Annotated in this window: 13 protein-coding genes; 8 read left to right on the forward strand and 5 right to left on the reverse strand. The window is 54.9% G+C overall.

The genetic code is table 11. The features are described 5' to 3' along the window. Positions 1 to 25 precede the first annotated feature (25 nt). The 4 genes from GNT65_RS11460 to GNT65_RS11475 form a co-directional block, all read right to left on the reverse strand. Positions 26 to 1273 carry a malic enzyme-like NAD(P)-binding protein gene (locus tag GNT65_RS11460; protein ID WP_160796325.1) on the reverse strand — a complete coding sequence of 416 codons (1248 nt, stop codon included), beginning with the start codon at positions 1271 to 1273 and terminating at the stop codon, positions 26 to 28. Positions 1274 to 1452: 179 nt separating this feature from the next. Next, a complete protein-coding gene (locus tag GNT65_RS11465; RefSeq protein ID WP_160796327.1) occupies positions 1453 to 2223 on the reverse strand; it encodes a thermonuclease family protein in 771 nt (256 codons plus the stop codon). Between the two features lie 352 nt (positions 2224 to 2575). Beyond that, positions 2576 to 2788, reverse strand: coding sequence for a 50S ribosomal protein L31 (rpmE, locus tag GNT65_RS11470; protein WP_011864187.1), 213 nt, complete (start codon positions 2786 to 2788; stop codon positions 2576 to 2578). Between the two features lie 189 nt (positions 2789 to 2977). Then, positions 2978 to 3745 (reverse strand): FimV/HubP family polar landmark protein, encoded by a 768-nt coding sequence (locus GNT65_RS11475; RefSeq protein ID WP_160796329.1) that lies wholly within the window; start codon positions 3743 to 3745, stop codon positions 2978 to 2980. Between the two features lie 265 nt (positions 3746 to 4010). Between GNT65_RS11475 and priA the strand changes: the two genes are divergently transcribed. The 3 genes from priA (at position 4011) to GNT65_RS11490 (ending at position 8667) form a co-directional block, all read left to right on the forward strand. Beyond that, positions 4011 to 6206 (forward strand): primosomal protein N', encoded by a 2196-nt coding sequence (priA, locus tag GNT65_RS11480; protein WP_160796334.1) that lies wholly within the window; start codon positions 4011 to 4013, stop codon positions 6204 to 6206. Positions 6207 to 6328: 122 nt separating this feature from the next. Next, complete coding sequence (gene argS / locus GNT65_RS11485) at positions 6329 to 8074, forward strand: arginine--tRNA ligase (RefSeq protein ID WP_144200054.1); 1746 nt, start codon at positions 6329 to 6331, stop codon at positions 8072 to 8074. A 14-nt stretch (positions 8075 to 8088) separates the two neighbouring features. After that, positions 8089 to 8667: an SPOR domain-containing protein gene (locus tag GNT65_RS11490; RefSeq protein WP_144200056.1), complete on the forward strand. Its 579-nt coding sequence runs from the start codon at positions 8089 to 8091 to the stop codon at positions 8665 to 8667. Positions 8668 to 8765: 98 nt separating this feature from the next. On the opposite strand, the gene GNT65_RS11495 is transcribed toward GNT65_RS11490, so the two are convergent. Beyond that, positions 8766 to 10460 (reverse strand): hypothetical protein, encoded by a 1695-nt coding sequence (locus GNT65_RS11495; RefSeq protein ID WP_160796336.1) that lies wholly within the window; start codon positions 10458 to 10460, stop codon positions 8766 to 8768. 593 nt (positions 10461 to 11053) lie between these two features. Between GNT65_RS11495 and hslV the strand changes: the two genes are divergently transcribed. The 5 genes from hslV to GNT65_RS11520 all read left to right on the forward strand — a co-directional run bounded on the left by hslV (position 11054) and on the right by GNT65_RS11520 (position 14845). Further along, positions 11054 to 11578: an ATP-dependent protease subunit HslV gene (gene hslV / locus GNT65_RS11500; protein WP_160796338.1), complete on the forward strand. Its 525-nt coding sequence runs from the start codon at positions 11054 to 11056 to the stop codon at positions 11576 to 11578. A gap of 55 nt (positions 11579 to 11633) precedes the next feature. Beyond that, the gene (gene hslU, locus GNT65_RS11505; RefSeq protein ID WP_160796340.1) at positions 11634 to 12959 is read left to right on the forward strand and encodes an HslU--HslV peptidase ATPase subunit; all 1326 of its coding nucleotides are present in this window, start codon (positions 11634 to 11636) and stop codon (positions 12957 to 12959) included. A gap of 76 nt (positions 12960 to 13035) precedes the next feature. Continuing rightward, entirely contained in the window at positions 13036 to 13431 is a 396-nt protein-coding gene (locus tag GNT65_RS11510) for a gamma-butyrobetaine hydroxylase family protein (RefSeq protein WP_160796342.1), read from the forward strand. 21 nt (positions 13432 to 13452) lie between these two features. Continuing rightward, complete coding sequence (locus GNT65_RS11515; RefSeq protein ID WP_160796344.1) at positions 13453 to 13887, forward strand: DUF3859 domain-containing protein; 435 nt, start codon at positions 13453 to 13455, stop codon at positions 13885 to 13887. Positions 13888 to 13978: 91 nt separating this feature from the next. After that, a complete protein-coding gene (locus tag GNT65_RS11520) occupies positions 13979 to 14845 on the forward strand; it encodes an AraC family transcriptional regulator (RefSeq protein WP_160796346.1) in 867 nt (288 codons plus the stop codon). The last annotated feature ends 47 nt before the right edge of the window (positions 14846 to 14892 follow it).

Here is a 14892-nt window from a genome sequence, read left to right on the forward strand (position 1 = left end):
CTTTTCTTATCATCACAACCGCCGATTAGGCTGTGTAGTGTTCAGGTAGTGAAGGCAGCGCCGCGACACCCGAATCGATAGCCGCCTGAGCCACGGCCTTGGCAACGTTGGATAGCAGACGTGGATCCATAGGCTTAGGTATCACATACTCAGGGCCAAACTTCAGCTCAGACACATCTGGATAGGCAGCCAACACCTCGGCAGGTACAGGCTCTTTGGCCAGGGCCGCGATGGCGTGTACCGCGGCAATCTTCATCTCATCGTTGATCTTGGCGGCGCGTACATCCAGGGCGCCACGGAAGATGAAGGGGAAGCAGAGCACGTTGTTTACCTGGTTAGGGTAATCGCTACGGCCGGTACCCATGATCAGATCTTTACGCACATCGTGTGCCAGCTCAGGCTTGATCTCTGGGTCTGGGTTAGAACAGGCGAAGATCACCGGCTTGTCGGCCATCAGGGCCACATCTTCTGCGCTCAATACGTCTGGACCAGACAGACCCAGGAAGGCGTCGGCGCCCTTGATCACATCCTGCAGGGTGCGCTTGTCTGTGTTGTTGGCAAACAGCGCCTTGTACTCGTTGATGTCTTCACGACGAGTGTGGATAACGCCCTTACGGTCCAACATGTAGACATTTTCGCGCTGCACGCCGCACTTAACCAGCATGGTCATACAGGCGATGGCCGCCGCACCTGCGCCCATACAGACAAAGACAGCCTCTTCCAGCTTCTTACCCTGGATCTCCAAGGCATTGATCATGCCGGCAGCGGTCACGATGGCCGTGCCGTGCTGATCGTCATGGAATACAGGAACGTTACAACGCTCAATCAGCGCCTTCTCGATCTCGAAACACTCGGGCGCCTTGATGTCTTCCAGGTTGATGCCGCCAAAGGTATCGGCAATCGCCTCGACCGTGTTGATAAACTCTTCGGCTGTGCGGTGCTTCACCTCGATATCTGTGGCATCGATATTGGCAAAATGTTTGAACAGCAGCGCTTTACCTTCCATCACAGGCTTAGAGGCCAGTGGGCCAAGGTTACCCAGGCCTAAGATGGCGGTACCGTTAGAGATCACGGCAACCGTGTTGCCCTTGGCGGTGTAACGGTAGGCATCGTCAGGATTAGCGGCGATCTCACGCACCGGCTCTGCCACACCCGGACTGTAGGCCAGCGCCAGATCCATGCTGGTTTCTGCGGGCTTGGTCAGGCTAACGGCGGTTTTGCCTGGTACGGGGAACTCATGGTAGTCAAGGGCTTGCTGACGGAAATCGGCCATTTTAGTAATCCTGCAAAAAATGCGACAAGTGTATTCAGAGTAAGGTCTTATTTGTCCCGCTTCGCTCCCCCAGATTTGGCGAAAAACGACGCGAGCCATTAGGGCGCTAAGATACTCGAAATTAGGCGATTTTTAAACAAGATATTAGAAAATTTCAGTTTATTATGAAGCCAAACGGTCTAAGGCTCATTTTGCAAACTTATCTGTGATGGATGATGGGCAATCATCTGCCATTTTTTGTAGGAATAATACAACTCACCACGCACAATTACCGGACTTTCAAGCAGATTCAGGGTTAAAATGTTGCTAAATTTACCAGATTCTTCTCTAGGTATGCCCACATAAAAGATTTCATCGATAATCAGCCACAATTGCTGACCTTTTCTTTCAAATCCTGTTACCACTCCTCTGACCTCTCGCCAGCGATTGCGATCGTCGCGTCCTAGCTCATCTGGCGACTTGGCCTGATAGCTTTTATGGCTCCATAATCCCCGCCGCTCCTGACGTGCCAGACGCTCGATATTGGCCAGACACTGCCAGAAATAGTCATTCTGATAGACCCTCGCCTTGGCATAGCCCTGGCTCAGCATGATCTCCTGCAGGTGTTCCCCGGCCTCTGTATAGGCGTAGGCTAAGGTTTTCCCTTGGGGATCCAAGCGTTTACGATCGAAGGCCAGTTTAAGCTGCTGTCCGGGCGCCAAACGCTCGGTCAGGAAGTTGCGCGCCCGATTAGCGAAGGGTTCGGAAAGCTCTGGGTAGTGACTATCTATCTCGGGCGAGTCTATGCCGATGAGCCTGAGCTTACGGCCATCTTTCAACATCAGGGTATCGCCATCGATGACCGAGGCAATGGTGACCGTCTCATCATAATGGGTCGGCGCGCACAGGCTGCCAGCGGCGGTCGCCAGGAAGGAGCAGAGAGTAAGAGAGAGGGCCAGAATCTTGTCCATAATGAATCGCTTCCCTAGATTAAACGCTCAGTCAGCAGTAATATCATAACCTTACAAGCAATTATACCAATCACGGTAAGTAAGTGATCAGTAATAGCGCAGGAAAAACGATCAAGAACAAGGCAGAATTTTTCGATAAGTAGTTATTCTACAATCAAAAATAATAACGCCGTTATCGGGTGTTTTAACAAGCTAGAATAATCAATTATTTACTACGATTGGTATTAGACCGAGCGCCAACTGTCGTCATCCGAGCCCAGCGAAGGACCTTACTCCTCTGTGCCAGCTTCTGTCGGCAGGCAACAAAAAAGGCGCCCATTGGGCGCCTTTTTCAGAGTTCTTTGCAGAAGTATTACTTCTTGCCAAGCATACCGAAACGCTTGTTGAACTTGTCGATACGTCCACCGGTATCCATAACTTTTTGAGTACCAGTGTAGAATGGGTGACATGCACCACATACGTCCAAGTGCAGTGGCTTACCTGCAGTTGAGTTTACTTTGATAACGTTACCACAAGTACAAGTTGCAGTGATTTCAGCATATTCAGGATGAATGCCTGGTTTCATTGGGATTACCTCAAGTTTAAGGCCATGTCGCACTTCCAACCCGAAGTCGGACACCACATGCAGTTAATAAAATATTTAGGCGCGAGATAGTACAGGATACCACCAATAGATACAAGCATATCCTGTAACTATTCTCCTGCATCATCTAAATATCCTGCGAATCAGCTTACCGGCAATCGGCCGCCCCCCCTAGTCGGCGGCCAGCGCCTCGAAGGCCGCTCTTGCCGCATCGGCGCTGTGATACCTCTGCTTGAGCTCAGCCGACGGACACCTGAGGGTCACATCTGCCCGCAGGCCATTGATCTTGCCGCCATTAAAGGCCTTTGGGTTAGCCTCGAAAATGGCAAGAATCGCACCATAGGTACTCAGCTCCCACTGCTTGGCATAGGCGCTGCCGAGGCGCCATAGGGTCTGAGGCGGGGCATAATTAAGCTGACAGCCCGGCTGCACCCGATCGCCGACATCGACGGGTTGTAAGGCTGCAGTCGACTGACGAGTCGTCTCTTGAGAGGTGGCCCCTTGAGGCTTAGTAGAGCGCTGCGGCGCCTTCGGGGAAATACTCGCTTTGATTTGTTTGGCGGCGCGAGAAGCGGTGGCGCCGTCAAATAGCGGCATACGCTTCACCTCCTGCCAGTTATTGACCAGATACTCCTTGACCACCAGCTGCGCCTCGCCATCTTCCACATCTTCCACACCGCTGAGCAGCAACATGTAGGTGTTCATCGGCTTGACCATCAATCGCTCGCTGCCGGAATGCTGCTCGACCACAAACTGCACCTTATCCAGGTTGACCGATTGGGCGACGATATTGACCCTGAGCGTCGGGCGCTGACCCAGATCTGACAGCCTTTGATTGATACTGACGTGGGTAAGCTTAGCCCAGGCGGGCAGACTCATAAGCCCGGCTTGCCCCAGCAGCACTAGGCACAGCATGACCAGATATTGCACTCTCTTCATCGCAACCTTCTTATCCCTGTTTGGGTGGATCGATTCGACTCTCAGACGCTCACCTCAGGGTCACACGCATCCGCCATCCGGCCAGTCGACAACCCCGAGTCTCACTTAGCTATTAAGCAACAAGCTCTTTGATGTTTCAACAATTTTGTCACAAGTCTTAGATCTGAATAGCCTAGGCTTTCCACCGACTTGTGACAGATTCTGGTAGCCCTCGTCAAGCTGTCTGGTTACACTTGCTCTACTTTTATTGCTACCAGCCGAATCTATGTCCCTGTTTGTCGAAGTCGCCCTCCCCGTCCCCATGCGCCAGGCCTTTAGCTATCGCGTCAAAGAGGCCGATCTCGACAAGGCTCAGGTAGGTGTCAGGGTCAGAGTCCCCTTTGGCAGGCAGCAGTTGATCGGCCTAGTGACAGGCCTCAGCCAGAGTTGCGATCTGGCGCCGAACCAGATCAAATCGGTTATCACCTTCCTCGACCACGAAGCAGTATTACCCCCCTCGCTGTACAAGCTGACCCAATGGGCCGCCCGCTACTATTTTTGCAGCCTGGGGCAGATGTTGTCTCAGGCCCTACCCGTCGCCCTGCGTAAGGGTGCCGAGGTAGAGGCCCAGCAACTGCAGATCTGGCGCGTGACCGCTGCCGGACAGGAAGCGGATATCGATCTGCTCAAGCGTGCACCCGCCCAGCGCAAGCTGCTGCTTGCCCTGTTAGAGACAGAGCTCAGCCAGGATGAACTCAATGCCCTGGAGCTGAGCAAGACGGCGCTAAAGGCTCTTGTTGAACGGGGCTGGATAGAGTGTATCGAGCGGCGTATCGAATCAAATCTCAGCTGGCGCGACGGGCTCGAACTCGATGAGACGCCCCATCAGCTCAATCCCGAGCAGGCCATCGCCGTCGCCACCCTCAACCAACAGCAGGGCTACCACTGCACCTTACTCGAGGGGATCACGGGCTCGGGCAAGACTGAGGTCTATCTGGCACTGCTGGAAACTGTGCTTAAACAGGGTAAACAGGCACTGATCCTGGTGCCCGAGATTGGCCTGACACCCCAGACCATCAGCCGCTTCAAGCGTCGCTTCAAGGTGCAGGTGGCGGTGATCCACTCTGGGCTCACCGACAATCAACGCCTGAGCGCCTGGCGTCTGGCTAGAAGCGGCGAGGCAGCCATCATAATCGGCACCCGCTCGGCGCTATTCACCCCCATGCGCTATCCAGGCATCATCATCCTGGATGAGGAACACGACGCCAGCTTCAAACAGCAAGAGGGGATCGGTTATCACGCCCGGGACTTAGCCGTGATGCGCGGCCATCTCGAATCGGTGCCCGTACTCCTTGGCAGCGCCACCCCCTCCCTGGAGACGCTACAGAATGCCCTGTCTGGACGCTACCAACACCTGAGCCTGGGCAGCCGCGCCGGCGCCGCCGAGAAGGTGCGCCAGGGGATCATCGACATCCGCAATCAGCCGCTGAAGAATGGTCTCTCCCATGGCCTGCTCAACGAGATGCGAATCCATCTGGATGCGGGCAATCAGGTGCTGCTGTTTCTTAACCGCCGCGGCTTCGCCCCGGCGCTGCTATGTCACGAGTGCGGCCACCTGCACGAGTGCGATCGCTGCGACGCCTTCTTCACTGTGCATCAATCCCTCGGCGAGATCCGTTGCCACCACTGCGGCAATCAGTACGCCATCCCCAAGCAGTGCCATCAGTGCGGCAGCACCATGCTGATGGGCCAAGGGGTGGGCACAGAGCAGCTGGCCGACGCCCTGGCCAAGGAGTTTCCCAACTACCCTGTGGTGCGAATCGATCGCGACACCACCAGCCGCAAGGGAGCGCTGGAAACCCACCTTAACGCCATCCATAAGGGGGAATATAAGATCTTGGTCGGCACCCAGATGCTCGCCAAGGGGCACCATTTCCCCGACGTCACCCTGGTCGGCCTGTTAGATGTCGATGGCGCCCTGTTCAGCGCAGACTTTCGCGCCCCCGAGCGTTTCGGTCAACTCTATACTCAGGTATCGGGCCGCGCCGGACGAGCGCGCAAGCCGGGCACAGTGCTGCTTCAGACCCACCAATGTGACAACCCCATACTGAGGGAGCTGATGCACAAGGGCTATGGCGAGTTCGCCCGCGGTCAGCTGGAGGAGCGTAAACAGGCCCTGTTGCCGCCTGCCTGGCACATGTTGCTGTTGCGCGCCGAGGCCCACAAGGCCGAAGATGCCGACGCCTTCCTCGCCCAGGTTGCCCAGTTACTGCCGCAAGACGAGCAGTGTGAGATCATAGGCCCCATGCCCGCGCCCATGGACAGAAAGGCAGGTAAGTTCCGCCGTCAGCTGATGTTCCAGACCAAGACCCGCGGGCTGTTGCAGCAGGCCTTCGAGCAGGCACTGCCGCAGATCGAAGCCCTGCCCCTGGCCAAGCGATGCCGCTGGAGCCTAGATCGCGACCCGCAGGATCTCTTGTGATCAAAAAATGCAAAAATAGCTCATAAAAATCCGACCAGAGGATAGCAATTGGCCACCACAAGCGGCTAAAATACGCGGTTATCCCTGAATCTTTTTATTTAGCAACTGTCGATTAAACGCCAATGAAATCACATATTCAATCTTTGCTCGAACAAGCCATTCAAACCCTAAAACAGCAGGCGATCATTCCTGCCGATTTTGAGGCTCGTATTCAGGTTGACCGAACCAAAGACAAAACCCACGGTGATTTTGCCACCAACCTAGCCATGATGCTGACCAAGGTGGCTCGCAAGAATCCTCGTGAGGTCGCACAGCTGATAATCGATAGCCTGCCACAAGACAGCCAGGTGGCTAAAGTTGAGATCGCCGGCCCAGGTTTCATCAACTTCTTTATCGATGAGAACGCCTTGACCAACCAGCTGATGGCCGCCCTGAGCGACGATCACCTTGGCGTGGTCCTGCCAACACCGCAGACAGTGGTGGTCGACTACTCGTCGCCAAACCTGGCCAAAGAGATGCACGTAGGTCACCTACGTTCAACCATTATCGGTGACGCCGTGGTACGCGCGCTGGAGTTCCAGGGTCACAAGGTGATCCGCCAGAATCACGTCGGCGACTGGGGCACCCAGTTCGGCATGCTGCTGGCCTACATGGAAGAGCTACGCGCCCAGCAAGGCGAGCAAGCCCAGGTTGAACTGGCAGATCTCGAGAGCTTCTACCGCGCCGCCAAGGTACGTTTCGACGAGTCGGAAGAGTTTGCTACCCGCGCTCGCCAGCTCGTGGTTGAGCTGCAATCGGGCGACGAGTACTGCAACAAGCTATGGCGTGAATTTAACGATATCTCCCTGAGCCACTGTCATGAGGTTTATGAGCGTCTGGGCGTGAGCCTGACCCGCGCCGACGTGCGCGGCGAGAGCGCCTACAACGATGACCTCGAGCAGGTGGTACTGGATCTGGATGCCCAGGGCCTATTGTCTGAAAGTAACGGCGCCAAGGTGGTCTTCCAGGATGAGTTCCAAACCAAAGAGGGTGAACCACTGCCGGTGATCATCCAGAAGGCCGACGGCGGCTTCCTGTATGCCACCAGCGATCTGGCGGCGATGCGCTATCGCTCAAACGTACTCAAGGCCGACCGCGCCCTGTACTTCGTCGACCTGCGTCAGGCGTTGCACTTCCAGCAGGTATTCAGCCTGGCCCGCACCGCTAACTTCGTTCGTCCAGAGATGAGTCTGGAACACATGGGCTTTGGCACCATGAACGGCGAAGATGGTCGCCCATTCAAGACCCGCTCTGGTGGGGTGGTCAAGCTGGTTGACCTGCTGAGCGAGGCCGAGACCCGTGCGCTGGAACTGGTACGCAGCAAGAATCCTGATATGGATGAAGAGGAGCTGGCTAAGATCGCCAAGGTGGTGGGTATCGCCTCGGTGAAATATGCCGATCTGTCGAAGAATCGCGCCAGCGACTACATCTTCAGCTTCGAGCAGATGCTGAGCTTCGAGGGCAACACGGCGCCTTACCTGCTTTACGCCTACACACGTGTTGCAGGCATCTTCAAGCGTGCGACCGATATCGACCTCACAGGCGCCAGCATCAAGCTGGAGCACGACAAAGAGAAAGAGTTGGGCAACAAGCTGGCCCAGTTTGCCGAGGTGCTAGGTCGCATGGTGGCCAAGGGTCAGCCTCACGCCCTGTGTGGCTACCTGTTTGAACTGGCGGGCGCCTTCTCAAGTTTCTACGAGGCCTGCCCAGTGCTGGCGGCCGACAGCGAAGATGAGAAGAAGAGCCGTCTATTGCTGGCACAACTGACCGCTAAGACGCTGAAGCAGGGCCTGGATCTACTGGGTATCGAAACCTTAGAACGCATGTAGTATAGGGCGCCAGGATGAGCAATCGCGATTACGCCAACAGAAGACCTGCCTCGAAAGGACGTAAGAAGAGCACGGGTGGCCGACGTCAGCCGGCACCAAAGCCGAGACGTTTCCCCTTCGTGCTCTCTCTGGTGACCCTAGGATTAGTAGGCGGTTTCGGCTACTTCCTCTGGAGCATCAACGACAGCGCCGACAAAGTAGAGACTCAGCCCGAGGTACAAGCGGTTAAGCCTAAGGTGGTCAAGAAGGACCCCAATGCGCTGCCGCCTAAGCCCAAGGAGGAGTGGACCTACCAGGAGGAGCTGGAGAATAAGCAGGTCGAGGTGGATATCCCAGAAAACACCGCGCCGACCCGTCCCTATCAGATGCAATGCGGCTCCTTCAGGAAAGAGGCTCAGGCCAATGAGATGAAGGCGGTGATCGCCTTCCAGGGCCTGGAGGCGCAGGTGCGTAAGGTCAGCGGCAGCAACGGCACCTGGTATAAGGTGGTGCTCGGCCCCTATGAGCGTAAACGCCTTGCCGAGAAACATCGCCACATACTACAACGTGGCGGCCTCAACGGCTGTCAGATTTGGTTCTGGGAAGGCGGCTAGCCTTAGCAGACTAAAGACGGGCCCTGGTCCGTTTTTTTATGTTTGAGGCAATAAAAAAGCCAGCGTAATGCTGGCTTTTTATTGTCTGCGTTAATCGCTTAGTTCTGCGTGATGGTCGCCGTGTTACCGAAACCACCAGCCTGCATGATAGAAGCACTATCGTTCATGCCCAGCTGGTTGATGGTCGCCAGGTTGTGTGCGCCATCAAGCCCCAGGCCAGATTGCTCGATCATGGCGTAGTTGTCATCGCCCTGTTGTAGCAGCACGGCGTCATTGTATTCGCCACCGCTCTGGTAAACCCAACCTTCGTTGTTATTGCCTGTCTGGTCGATATCGGCCGCACCGAAATCGCCCATCTGAGCGACAGTCACGCGGTTTAGCGAAGCAGTCTGGTCGATGTCAGCCATGTTCTCTGTGCCGCTCTGGCTTACCATAGCACCTTGATCTAGGCCATCTTGATTGATGTTCACCATACCGCCCACGCTAGCAGTTTGATTTACGTCGGCATTCAACTGGCTACCCGGGCCCTGGGCCACAAATACCGCCGAACCGTTAACACCAGACTGCATCACAGTGGCAGTAGATTCGACAGCCTGATCCTGAGCCACGACAACGTTACCGTTTTCGCTGGCATCGATCTGATCGATGAACACCTTGGCGTTGTCAGATTCGTTAAGCTGGCTCACCAGGGCGATGTTGCCGTTACCCGCCTGGTTTACACTGGCCTCTGCCATGAACGAAGTATCTTGGTTGATGTTCACGTTATTGAGGTTACCCACTGTGGTCACGGTAGCCGACGCTGGCTCATGAGAACCAAAGCCATACTGACGCACTGTCGTGGTGTTGGTATTACCGGTCACATTCACGGTCGCGATACTGTCATTCACATGCTCTTGATTAACTGAGGCGATGTTAGACTCACCATTTTGCATCACGCTCAGGCTGGTGTTGATGGCATGCTGTTGCAGTGTGTTCACCTGGTTGAAGCTGTCGGTTTGCGACACGCTCGCGGTGGCATTCAGGCTGTTATCATCCTGAGTCACGCTCGCCAGGTTATCGCTGCCGTTGCTCTGGGTCACATCGGCGGTGCCGATTGAGCCGTTGATCTGGTTAATGGTGATGCTCGAGTCGGCAGAGCCATCCTGAGTCGCCGTTGCCACAGAGCTGTTGGTGATCTGATTAATCGCAACAACCGAACGCTCGGCGTTGTTCATCTGATTAACGTTAGCAATGTTCTCGGCGCCGGTCTGTACTACGGTCGACAGGGCGTCGGTAGAGGTATCTTGATCTGTGTTAGCACTGTTGTTGTTGCCAGTCTGCAATATGGTTGAACCGGCTGGGTTATGGATGCCGAAACCATACTGTCTGATGTTGGCGTTGTTGGTGTTGCCTTGTTGCACAACGATCGCCTGCGAGTCGTTAACATGCAGCTGGTTCACATCGGCGTTGTTGCTCTCACCGGCCTGGGTAACCGTCGCATGAGTGTTGTCCATGTGCTCTTGGTTAACGGTAGCGTTATTTGACGACACAGACTGAGTCACCATGGCGCTAGAGTTCGCGACGCCGCCGATCTGGTTGATGGTGGCCGTTTGTGCATCACCGGCTTGGTCGATAGTCGCCGAGCTGTCGAAACCCAGGGCGGTATTGATGGTCGCGGTATGGTTAGAACCTGACTGCACGGTAGTCGCCAGGTTACCCGAACCATTTTGTGAAGTTGTCGCCGTGCTGTCGGCAGCATGGGCGGTACCTATTGTCATCGCAATGGCGGCGGCCAGTGGAAGTAGCTTTGTCATGAGTAATATCCTTTACTAAATTTATCTGTCGGGGTGCTCGCCTGAGGCAACCCCTTTGCGCACCACATTGGTGGTGCAATCCTATGCAAGTCGCAGCAGTAACATGAAACTGCGATTACCAGATGCCGAATCTTCTTCGCCCATCACTCGATGTTGGCGCATCCTGCGAAGATCCCGACAAGCGTCACCGTGCAACCTCCGGCCTGTCGACCCCTACACCGCGAACCGTTTTCCTTTCATCCCTTGTTTAAAACAAGCGGTTTGAAAACAAGTACCAACCTAAGCTGGCAGGCAAAAGTATGCGGACAAGCCACTCTCCCTTCATCCAGCTAAGGTATTAAAGCCCCGCTCCAAGCGGCTAATTTTACCCAGGAATGCCCCCTCTTTAGTATTAGCCTCTGTGTCATACTCGGATGCTTAAGATGATAAAAGTAAAAGGCTTTTATACCGCAGAGGCGCAAAACTCGGCGTTTCACCGATTGAGTAGGTAAACCTATGGTTGATCTCCCTTGAAAAACGAAATGCCACCCCCATATCTAAACCATTGTCCACCGATGAGTTTCCTACTCGTCGGCTAGAGAAGAGGAAATACCGTGACCACAATCGTTTCAGTACGTCGCAACAACCAAGTTGTCATCGCCGGAGACGGCCAGGTATCACTGGGAAACACAGTGATGAAAGGAAACGCTAAAAAGGTTCGACGCCTATATAACAACAAGGTCCTCGCGGGCTTTGCCGGCGGCACCGCCGACGCCTTTACCCTATTTGAACGTTTCGAAGCCAAGTTAGAAATGCATCAGGGCCATCTGATGCGCGCCGCGGTCGAGATGGCCAAAGATTGGCGCTCAGACAAGGTGCTGCGCAAACTCGAGGCCCTCTTGGCAGTGGCCGACACAGAGTGCAGCCTGATCATCACAGGTAACGGTGATGTGGTGCAGCCGGAAAACGATCTAATCGCCATAGGTTCAGGCGGCAACTTTGCCCAGTCAGCGGCCACTGCGCTATTGGAAAATACCGATCTCAGCGCCAAAGAGATCGCCGAGAAGTCTTTGACCATTGCCGGTGACATCTGTGTATTCACCAACCAATTCAAGACGATCGAAGAACTGAATTACTAACACTGAGCCCGCTCACTGTTAACAAACATATGCACCCAAGCATTAAGGGATATTTATGTCTGAGATGACTCCACGCGAGATTGTTCACGAGCTGGACAGCCACATCATTGGCCAGCAAAACGCCAAGCGTTCGGTCGCAATCGCCCTGCGTAACCGCTGGCGCCGTATGCAGCTTGAGGCCGAGCTGCGCCAAGAGGTCACCCCAAAGAACATTCTGATGATAGGCCCCACGGGTGTAGGTAAGACAGAGATCGCCCGCCGCCTAGCCAAACTGGCCAAGGCACCTTTTATCAAAGTAGAAGCGACTAAGTTTACCGAAGTCGGCTATGTAGGTAAGGAGGTCGAGCAGATCATCCGCGACCTCACCGACGCCGCCGTCAAGCTGACCCGCGAAGAGCAGATGGCCAAGTGTAAGTTCAGGGCCGAAGAAGCGGCCGAAGAGCGCATTCTCGACGCCCTGCTGCCTAAGCCGAAGGAAGACTGGGACAGTGAGCAGAAAGATGACACCAGTACCCGCCAGGTATTTCGTAAGAAGCTGCGCGAAGGCCAGCTGGACGACAAAGAGATCGAAATCGATATCGCCGCGCCTCAGGTGGGCATAGAGATCATGTCACCGCCAGGCATGGAGGAGATGACCAATCAGCTGCAGAGCATGTTCCAAAACATGGGCCCAGGCGCCAGCAAGCGTCGTAAGATGCCAATCAAGGAGGCCTATAAGCTATTGATCGAAGAGGAAGCCGCCAAGCTGGTAAACCCTGACGATCTTAAGGAACAGGCGATCGAACTGGTCGAGCAGCACGGCATCGTCTTCTTAGACGAGATCGACAAGATCTGTAAGCGTGGCGACACCTCGGGCCCAGACGTCTCTCGCGAAGGGGTTCAGCGTGACCTGCTACCTCTGGTGGAAGGTTGCACGGTCAACACCAAGCACGGCATGGTTAAGACTGACCATATCCTGTTTATCGCCTCGGGTGCCTTCCAGATGTCTAAGCCGTCGGATCTCATCCCTGAGCTACAGGGTCGTCTGCCGATCCGCGTCGAACTGGAAGCCCTGTCTGCCGACGACTTCAAACGCATCCTCACCGAGCCCCATGCCTCGCTCACTGAGCAGTATGTGGCCCTGATGGGCACCGAAGGCGTTAAGGTGGAGTTTAGCGAGTCAGGTATCGAGCGTATCGCCCAGGCTGCCTGGCAGGTGAACGAGCGCACCGAAAACATTGGTGCGCGCCGCCTACATACCGTGATGGAGCGTCTGATGGAAGATCTCTCCTTCGAGGCCTCGGACAAATCGGGCAGCACCACGGTGATCGATGCCGACTATGTCAACGCTCACCTAGATAACTTGGTGCAGGACGAAGATCTCAGCCGCTTCATCCTGTAAACTTAAAGGGCCCGTCAGTTCCCCTGCGGGCCCTCTTTTTTAACCAGGGACACACTCCCACGAATAGGCGAAGCATATGAGCCCCCAAAGCGATACGCCCAAGGTCACTGGGCTAAAACTCAAACGTAAGTCGCGCCAGCTGGAGATAAGTTTCGACAACGGTCAGCAATATACCTTGAGCTGTGAGCTATTAAGGGTCTACTCCCCTTCGGCCGAGGTCCATGGTCACGGCAATCCAGTGCTAGTCACCCACAAGAAGAACGTCAATATCGACGCCATCACCCCTGTGGGCAACTATGCGGTCAAGCTGGTATTCGACGACGGCCACGACACAGGCCTCTACTCCTGGAAGGTGCTCTATGACCTGGCCACCAATCAGGTAGATCTGTGGGAAAACTATCTGGCAAGGCTGCGCGCTGCCAAAGCCAGCCGCGAGCCGCTGATCGACATGGCCGTGAAGTATCACACCTAACTCTAAAATCACACGCCTCCTTTGTCTAAGCTCAAAGCCGATGTCACCATACTGCAAGCCGGACTCTTCAGTCGTTGGGATGAAGAGAGCCCGGATCTGCCTAAGTTTCTCAAGGCCACAGTCCATGTACCGGCCGAGATAGACATAGAGTTTGGTTTCATTGCCCGCATCCGCAAAGCCAAGAATCGTAAACTCAGCTACTGCATCTATCATCCCCATATTCCCGACCAGCATGGCAATGTTCGCCCCCCCTTCGAGGGCGAGCTGTTTGTCGAGTCCAACGACTGGAAGTTCTATCTGGGTGACACCATCTGGGCGCCCGAGCATGACAAGGTGGGCAGGTGGCGCATGACACTATCCCTGGGCGACGAGGTAGTTGCCGAGAAAACCTTTCATGTGCATCTTAACGATGAGGAGAGTCAGGTGGCGAACTTCTGGAAACGCAGGGGCTTCTAAGCACCAATGCTCGGCCAACATTGAGCAATATGAGTCAGGCAAAGCCGACCGTCTCGTCGCACAATGATCGCTCACTTGAAAAGGGATGCATATGAACCGAGCAGCGCACCAGGCCTACAGTCAACGAATCCAGACGGTTTGTGACTATATCGCTAAACATCTGGACCAGCCCCTGACACTGGAACAACTGAGCCAGAAGGCGCACTTCTCCAAGTATCATTTTCATCGCCAGTTTCAGGTGTATACCGGCATAACCTTAGGTAAATACATCAGCCTGCTCAGGCTGAAGCGGGCCTCGTACCGATTAGTGTTTCACCCCGAACTGAAGATCACCGACATCGCCCTCGATGCCGGATTTGAGAACGGCGAATCCTTCTCCCGAGCCTTTAAGCAGGTATTTGCCCAAACGCCGACCCAGTTCAGGTTAACCCCCAAGTGGGAACAATGGAGTCAGCAATATGCCAAGGTCAACTATACAAGGAGAGAAACTGTGCAGATAAGACTCACCCAAAGAGACGATATCAAGGTCGCCGTGCTGGAACACCAAGGCAGCCCGGCCTCACTGAATAACTCGATTCAACAATTTATCAACTGGCGTAAGCAGAGCGGCGAATCCCCGGTGGCCAGCAGCCTGACTCTGGGCGTGCCCTTTAACGACCCCAACACGGTAGCGCCAGAGGCGTTTCGCTTCGACATCTGCGGCTCAGTAACGGCAGAGGTCAAGGCCAACGACTTTGGGGTGATCACCAAGACGATCCCCGGCGGTCGCTGCGCCGTGATCCGCCACCAAGGGCCACACGATCAGATGGACGATAAGATCTATCAATTCTACCGTGACTGGTTGCCCGAGAGCGGCGAAGAGCTGAGGGACTTCCCCCTCTACTTCGAGTACCACAACTTCTTTCCCGAAGTGGCGGAGCATGAGCTAATCACCGACATCTATTTTTCTCTCGTCTAAGCTCATGAGTTCACGGTCTAATGTCGCTCGTGTTGGTTGTTAACACA

Source organism: Shewanella insulae, assembly GCF_009831655.1.
Taxonomy (GTDB): domain Bacteria; phylum Pseudomonadota; class Gammaproteobacteria; order Enterobacterales; family Shewanellaceae; genus Shewanella; species Shewanella insulae.

Coding starts and splice junctions, on each gene's coding strand:
- argS (WP_144200054.1), top strand. CDS start 6,329: ATGAAATCACATATTCAATCTTTGCTCGAACAAGCCATTCAAACCCTA.
- GNT65_RS11510 (WP_160796342.1), top strand. CDS start 13,036: ATGAGCCCCCAAAGCGATACGCCCAAGGTCACTGGGCTAAAACTCAAA.
- hslU (WP_160796340.1), top strand. CDS start 11,634: ATGTCTGAGATGACTCCACGCGAGATTGTTCACGAGCTGGACAGCCAC.
- GNT65_RS11460 (WP_160796325.1), bottom strand. CDS start 1,273: ATGGCCGATTTCCGTCAGCAAGCCCTTGACTACCATGAGTTCCCCGTA.
- GNT65_RS11520 (WP_160796346.1), top strand. CDS start 13,979: ATGAACCGAGCAGCGCACCAGGCCTACAGTCAACGAATCCAGACGGTT.
- priA (WP_160796334.1), top strand. CDS start 4,011: ATGTCCCTGTTTGTCGAAGTCGCCCTCCCCGTCCCCATGCGCCAGGCC.
- rpmE (WP_011864187.1), bottom strand. CDS start 2,788: ATGAAACCAGGCATTCATCCTGAATATGCTGAAATCACTGCAACTTGT.
- GNT65_RS11475 (WP_160796329.1), bottom strand. CDS start 3,745: ATGAAGAGAGTGCAATATCTGGTCATGCTGTGCCTAGTGCTGCTGGGG.
- GNT65_RS11490 (WP_144200056.1), top strand. CDS start 8,089: ATGAGCAATCGCGATTACGCCAACAGAAGACCTGCCTCGAAAGGACGT.
- GNT65_RS11465 (WP_160796327.1), bottom strand. CDS start 2,223: ATGGACAAGATTCTGGCCCTCTCTCTTACTCTCTGCTCCTTCCTGGCG.
- GNT65_RS11495 (WP_160796336.1), bottom strand. CDS start 10,460: ATGACAAAGCTACTTCCACTGGCCGCCGCCATTGCGATGACAATAGGT.